This window comes from Methylobacterium sp. E-046 (genome assembly GCF_022829625.1).
Classification (GTDB): domain Bacteria; phylum Pseudomonadota; class Alphaproteobacteria; order Rhizobiales; family Beijerinckiaceae; genus Methylobacterium; species Methylobacterium longum.
Genome location: NZ_JAKSYP010000129.1, coordinates 1 through 5,749 on the forward strand (window position 1 = coordinate 1; position 5,749 = coordinate 5,749).

The 5,749-nt window shown below is 62.5% G+C and carries 11 protein-coding genes; 4 read left to right on the forward strand and 7 right to left on the reverse strand.

All coding sequences use genetic code 11. The features are described from left to right. From MKK82_RS11685 to MKK82_RS11695, 3 genes are all read left to right on the forward strand, one after another. A partial coding sequence (locus MKK82_RS11685; protein ID WP_243985802.1) for a ParB N-terminal domain-containing protein occupies nt 1-867 on the forward strand: 867 nt, incomplete at its 5' end. A gap of 82 nt (nt 868-949) precedes the next feature. After that, complete coding sequence (locus MKK82_RS11690) at nt 950-1,156, forward strand: hypothetical protein (protein WP_243985803.1); 207 nt, start codon at nt 950-952, stop codon at nt 1,154-1,156. Between the two features lie 181 nt (nt 1,157-1,337). Continuing rightward, nucleotides 1,338-2,210, forward strand: coding sequence for a MipA/OmpV family protein (locus tag MKK82_RS11695; RefSeq protein WP_243985804.1), 873 nt, complete (start codon nt 1,338-1,340; stop codon nt 2,208-2,210). Between the two features lie 407 nt (nt 2,211-2,617). Here the strand turns inward: MKK82_RS11695 and MKK82_RS11700 are convergent, their stop codons facing one another. The 7 genes from MKK82_RS11700 to MKK82_RS34400 form a co-directional block, all read right to left on the reverse strand. Next, nucleotides 2,618-3,037: an EF-hand domain-containing protein gene (locus MKK82_RS11700; RefSeq protein WP_243985805.1), complete on the reverse strand. Its 420-nt coding sequence runs from the start codon at nt 3,035-3,037 to the stop codon at nt 2,618-2,620. A 495-nt stretch (nt 3,038-3,532) separates the two neighbouring features. After that, nucleotides 3,533-3,784, reverse strand: coding sequence for a 3',5'-cyclic-nucleotide phosphodiesterase (locus MKK82_RS11705; RefSeq protein WP_243985807.1), 252 nt, complete (start codon nt 3,782-3,784; stop codon nt 3,533-3,535). Between the two features lie 127 nt (nt 3,785-3,911). Then, nucleotides 3,912-4,151 (reverse strand): 3',5'-cyclic-nucleotide phosphodiesterase, encoded by a 240-nt coding sequence (locus MKK82_RS11710; RefSeq protein WP_243985809.1) that lies wholly within the window; start codon nt 4,149-4,151, stop codon nt 3,912-3,914. A 125-nt stretch (nt 4,152-4,276) separates the two neighbouring features. Next, the gene (locus MKK82_RS11715; protein ID WP_243985810.1) at nt 4,277-4,441 is read right to left on the reverse strand and encodes a hypothetical protein; all 165 of its coding nucleotides are present in this window, start codon (nt 4,439-4,441) and stop codon (nt 4,277-4,279) included. Continuing rightward, nucleotides 4,438-4,695, reverse strand: coding sequence for a hypothetical protein (locus MKK82_RS11720; RefSeq protein WP_243985811.1), 258 nt, complete (start codon nt 4,693-4,695; stop codon nt 4,438-4,440). Before MKK82_RS11720 ends, MKK82_RS11715 begins: the two co-directional genes overlap by 4 nt. Next, the gene (locus tag MKK82_RS11725) at nt 4,692-5,006 is read right to left on the reverse strand and encodes a hypothetical protein (protein ID WP_243985812.1); all 315 of its coding nucleotides are present in this window, start codon (nt 5,004-5,006) and stop codon (nt 4,692-4,694) included. Before MKK82_RS11725 ends, MKK82_RS11720 begins: the two co-directional genes overlap by 4 nt. 97 nt (nt 5,007-5,103) lie before the next feature. Next, a complete protein-coding gene (locus MKK82_RS34400; protein ID WP_243985813.1) occupies nt 5,104-5,340 on the reverse strand; it encodes a helix-turn-helix domain-containing protein in 237 nt (78 codons plus the stop codon). A gap of 88 nt (nt 5,341-5,428) precedes the next feature. On the opposite strand from MKK82_RS34400, the gene MKK82_RS11735 reads away from it, so the two are divergent. Further along, nucleotides 5,429-5,650: a hypothetical protein gene (locus MKK82_RS11735; protein ID WP_243985814.1), complete on the forward strand. Its 222-nt coding sequence runs from the start codon at nt 5,429-5,431 to the stop codon at nt 5,648-5,650. Nucleotides 5,651-5,749: the final 99 nt, after the last annotated feature.

Genomic DNA, 5,749 nt, shown 5'->3' on the forward strand with positions numbered 1-5,749 from the left:
TTCCGCTCGATCTCAGCCAAGGCCATCCCGAACCACGAGAGGCTGAAGCTGTCGCCGCTCAACCCAGGGCCGGCGCCGATGATGAGTTGGGGCGAGACGCATCTGCTGGTAATCGATGACAGCTACCAGCGTGCGATGGGCAGCCTCGCATGGCGGCACATCATCGCAATCGCTGACGACTTCGACTGGTCCAAGTTCATTCCGGTGATTGTCGCTCCGGTCGAGGGCGGGTTCTACGCCATCATCGACGGGCAGCACCGCACAACGGCCGCCTTCCTGCACAACATCAAGAAGGTGCCCTGCTGCATCGTTCAGGCTGACCGGGCCAAGCAGGCGGAGGCTTTCGCCGCCATCAACTCCAAGATCACGCGCCTCTACCAGAACAACATCTTCCACGCCGAGCTACAGGCCGGGAGCGGTTTCGCGAAGCGAGTCGCGGAAGTCGCCGAGCGCGCGGGCGTGAAGATCCCCCGCAACAAGCTCTCGAAGAAGGACTCGCCGCCGAACGCCATCAACGCGGTATCCTCTCTGCGGGCCGTCATCACGACCTACGGGGATGAGGTGACCATCTCTGCGCTTCAGTGCGTGACCGAGACCGGCGACGGAAATCCGCACATGTTGAAGGGCGTCCTGATCCGGGCCCTGGCCGAGGTCCTGTCCCAGCGGCCCATGTGGCGCGAGTCCGGAGACGCGCTGTTCCGCGCCTACGATGACATCGACTACCAAGAGCAGATTGACCTTGCGCATCAAGACGCGCGGGTGGGCGTGAGCACCCCGTTGAGCGCTCTGACCCGCCGGCTCGGAGCTTGGCTCGATGAGCGCTCGCTACCGCTTAGCTCCGCCAAGATGGCTGTCGCTGCCGAGTAGCGTGTAAGCCGGGCGAGCCGTAAAGGTATGGCCGCCTGGCCATTGCCATGGACGTTCTTGAACGCCTGCAATAGAGGAAACCATGCCTCAGATGCTTACTGGCTGGATCCTGCTCGCCATCATCATGGGCTCTGGCTGCGCTAGCATCGCGACGGCTGTGAAGCTGATCATGTCTGGGTTCGGAAAAGCGTCCCAGAACCGCCGAGACCTACAGGCCGCCTATTTCTTCGGGGCGCTCTTAGTGGTTGCAACGATGCTGTTCATTTGGATTGAGCCGATATCAACTTGATAGCCCGGCCCGTCCAGAACGGCTTGGGGTGGGCGCCCTCGAACAGGCTGACATAGGTAGCTACCCGCCCGGAGCAGAACGTTGCTGAATAATCACGGCCGATCCTATTGCGGGGCATTCGGACGAGAGTCGCACTTCCTGCATATGCGGACGGGATGAAATGGCGCCATAAAGCGTGGCCATGACGCCTTTGCCCTACCTCACTCGGCGGTTCCGTGCCCTTCTCGGCGCAGGCGCACTCCTCGCCACCTTCGGCACTACGGCACCGCGTGCAGCGGATCTGGGCGCCGTTCTACCACGTCCGATGCCAACTTTCGCTCAGGTCGATCCAAGCACTTGGGTTGTCACGGTCAGCGGCTCGTTACAGGTCGTGCCGCGTTATCCTGGCGCCAGCAACTACACGGCCGTGGGCTATCCCTCCATCGACATCCGACGCCTCGGCGAACCACGCCGCTTCTCGGCGCCGGACGACGGCTTCAGCCTGTCCCTCTATGATGATCCGGTGTTTCGGATCGGTCCGACCGCCCGCATCGTACCCGGCCGCTACTACGGCGATGATCGACGCCACCTTTTCGGCTTCCGCGATGCACGCTTCGCGGTCGAGCCGGGTGTGTTCGCGGAGTTCTATCCTGTCTCCTTCCTGCGCACGCGCGTGGAGGTCCGGCAGGGCATCTATGGACATCATGGCACGGTCGGCTCAGTGGCAGCCGACTACCTGATCCCGACTGAAAAGCTCCTGTTCTCCATCGGCCCACGCTTCAACATCGGCGATGCCAGCTTCGCTCGGAAGTACTTCGGCGTGTCACCCGCCGAAGCCGCACTGAACGGACGGATCACCTCCTATGATCCGCGCAGCTTTTATTCGGCTGGCGTGCTCGGCGCCGTGACCTACACACAGAACGAGACCTGGGCCTACACCGCTTTTGCGGGCTATACTCGGATCCTGGGTGCCTCAGGGAACAGCCCGCTGGTGCGCCGCCCATTTGGCAGCCCGGATCAGTTTCAGTTCGGCGTCAAGATCGACTACTCGTTCACAACGCCTGCCTTGTTCTGACCTGTCTGCAAGGTAACGGTTACTCACCCTGGACAGGTGGGTTTCAAGGCGCGCCCGTCAGGGCGATCCGAGCGCTCCAAGCGCTTGAGCGACCTCAAATTTTCCCACCGACCTCGCGATGCCGGATTTCACCCGCTGCCAGCGCCCCAGCTGTGGATGCGTAGGCGTAGGGCGAACGTTCCGAGCGTTGACCGTCTGCTGACGTGATGACCCAGCGGAAGCAGCCCTTATGAACCGTGCAAGGCACTACGTCGACGCGCGCAGACTGGGCGACCAAGTTCATGATCCAACGGAATGCCTCACGAGCCATCCGTCGGTTACGGGACCGACGGCGACTAAGTTTCGGATCTCTACGCTGTCAGCTCAACGTCACCGCCCGATCCGATCACGGACTGGCGAACGAGGCACTATTTCAGCAACTGCATGAGGCTGCGGCCGGCTGGTTTCTTCAGCTCCTTGGCATCGAGGGTGCCGTCGCCGTCTGGATCAGCCGCCTTGAAGCGCTGCTCGACAAGCGCACTGTACTCCTTCTTGTCGAGCGTGCCGTCGCTGTCCCCGTCCGCTGCCTTCAGATCCTTGCGACTGACGCGCCCCTGCAACTCCTTTGTAGTCAGCGTGCCGTCCTTGTCCTTCTCCAGTTTGTCGAAGGTCGCCTCACCCGCGGCCTGCGCTTCCTTGAGATCGATCGTCCCATCGTTGTCGGTATCGACAGCCCTCATTTCTTTTGAGGAGCTAGCGCTGCGCGCCCAGACATCTGAACTCGGCGCGATCCATAGGGCAATGATTGCCGTTAGGTAAACAAATGCGAAGGATGACGAATGACGCATGCGGTGTCTCCGGCGGTAGGGCCCGAGCGGCATAAGTGCGGCATCTGTTTTCGCGTTCCGGGTCAGCGAGTAACAAATGGATGAACTCCGGTAAACGCTCTCATCGATCCCGCCCGCCCCGGAAAAGGGGGTCTTTTAGGGGACGCGAAAATGGGGGAGCTACCCAGGGAGTGCCCCTATTTCCGATTAAAAAAATCGGATCGCTTTTTATGGGATGCCTCAAAGCGCATCGGCAGGCGGGAAGCTGGCGCCGGCAGTGCGCAGGGCCTGCATCAGGGCGTTTAGCTGTGCGATCGTGATTGCCGGCTCGCCACGGCTGCTCTCCGCTCGTGTTACGACGCTTAGAGGCACCTTGGCTCGCCTAGCTAAGTCCGCAGGCGCCCAGCCGAGAGGTAGTCGTGCTGCACGTAGCTGCGGGCCTGTGATCACCTCCATCTGCTCCTATGGCCAAGCAGCTTCAGCGTCGGCCTCTGTCTCACGAGCACGGTGGAGGTACTACTTGCCCCCACCACCCTTGTAGGCGGTGATCGCACGTCGGCAGTTTTCCGAAATCTTGTCCATGTTCTTCTTGAAGCAGGCGTCCATCTCCGGGCTGTCCGGATCATTGCCGCTACAGAAGGTGACGGCGTCCCCGGAGCAATAGGTCTTCAGGTCCTTGTTGCCGCGCTTTGAGGTGGGCGCGTCAGGAGCTGCGAGGCTGGGAGCCGCTACGGCGATGAGGCCGAAAGCGAGGATGACGCTGCGCATATTTGACACCTAGTCGAAGGATTTCGTCGATGCGCTAACGGCTCACCTCGGTGATCTATCCCTTCCGCTTAAAAGGCCAAGGCTCGCCCCCTTCGCGGCATTCTGGCTCTGACCGAACGTAGAGTTGCTACTTACCGCCAGCCTTCTCGTAGGCATCGATGGCGCGACGGCAGTTTGGGGACATCTGGCTCATATTCTTCTTGAAGCACGCGTCCATTTGCGGACTGTTCGGATCGATGCCGGCGCAGAACGCGAGGGCGTCACCTGCACAGTTGGTCTGCAGGTCCGCGTTGCCGCGGTTGGGCGCCTGCGCTGAGGCAGGGGCGGCGAGAGCGATGACGCTGACGGCGAGGATGAGGCTGCGCATACTTGGTCCCTAACCGGAGCAATTCGTCGAGGCCTAACGAACCTAGCGCCGGTTTTATCCCTTCCGCTTCCGGAACCGGACACCGGCCCCGCCGCCGTTCTCGGGGATGAACTCGAGGCCGGCGGTCATGGCCGAAGGTCTGCTACCGCAACGACGACAGCCGCTGTGACGGCGGCAATGGCGCAGTCCTCGAATGCGTATTCCAGGCCCGCAGCCTCAAGGGCTCGTTCGACACTTACGAGCACAAATGCCACCCCAATCGCCAGCATCCGGCCCTTGATCGCTTTCATCCACTCGGCTCGGTAGTGGCATCAACCTCTGAGATGCTGAGCCATTCAAGCGCAGCAAGGCGCGACTTGAAGACATGCCGCTGGTTCGTGAACGGCGCAGGTCGTTTGATCGCCGGCATCTCCTCAAGCAGCTCAGCAGACCAAGTGTCGGCAGGTCCGCTTCGATGCACGTTCCGAACGAGGCTGGCGACCAGGGCGCCATCGCGCAGCACGTCGTAGCTGCCAGGTGCCAGTTGCTCGACGGTGTAAGTCACGTCTGATCCTTCTGACGGTAACCGGCCAAGAAGAGCGAAAGACCCTGGAGGTCGACGCTTTCCAGCGGCTCGGCCCGAGATATTGGCCCGGGCTTGGTCGCCTGTCTGTCCAACTCCTGGAGCACTTGTGCCAAGAGCGGCGGCCACTCCACGCCGTGATCCTGCAGAAGGCGCGAGACCTTCACCAGCGCGACAGCCTGCTCCGCCGGCAAGGATTGCCCCACGATCCTCGCATCGAGCGCCCGATATGCGAGCGCCGTGCAGAGGCGCAGAACCTCGGAGAGGTGTTCTGGCGAGGTGCCAGCAGTCACGGCACGAGGCCCGCGAACCCGCAGACCGCAAGGGCCGTCACAATCAGAGTGAAGCCTGCCAGCGAGACCGTGCCGCCGATGCGGCTCCAGCGCGGCGTCATGAACCCGCCTTCCGCTCCCGGAACCGGATCCCGGCTCCGCCGCCGTTCTCGGGGATGAATTCAAGGCCGGCGCTCTCAAGGGCCAACCGTATCTTGTCGACGCTGCTGACGCGCGCGTCCTGGCCAGCTTCGAACCGATTGATGGTGTTGACTCCCACGCTAGCCTCACGCGCGAGGTCCTGGGTTGTCCACCCGAGTGCGGCACGGGCCATTCGGCACTGAAACGGCTTCATATGGTGATTTTATCACCGAATGTGGTCGACATCAAACCGGTGCCGGCATTACCACTAGTGGTGAGATTTACACCACTAGGTGCCCGTCATGTCCCATCGCACCGTATCCTGGACCCGCATCGACCGCGCTGGCCTCGACGCTCGCACCAAAATCCCCGCTGGCCTGCTCGGCGCCCGGGCCCTGGTGCAGCTCGGCGCCCGCACCCGCCCCCTCGTCGTCGCCGGTCAGTACGACCGCGCCGCCATCATGGCCGCCGCCTGCAAGGCCGCCACCGGCATTCAGGAGCGCTGCGGCGTGTCCCGTGCCTGAGGCCATGTCCTCCGCTCTCAAGGCCACCTGGCAGGTCGCCAAGGCTACTCACCGCGCCGCCGCTCACTGACTCTCTAGCGGCCTGACCCGCCCCGCCAC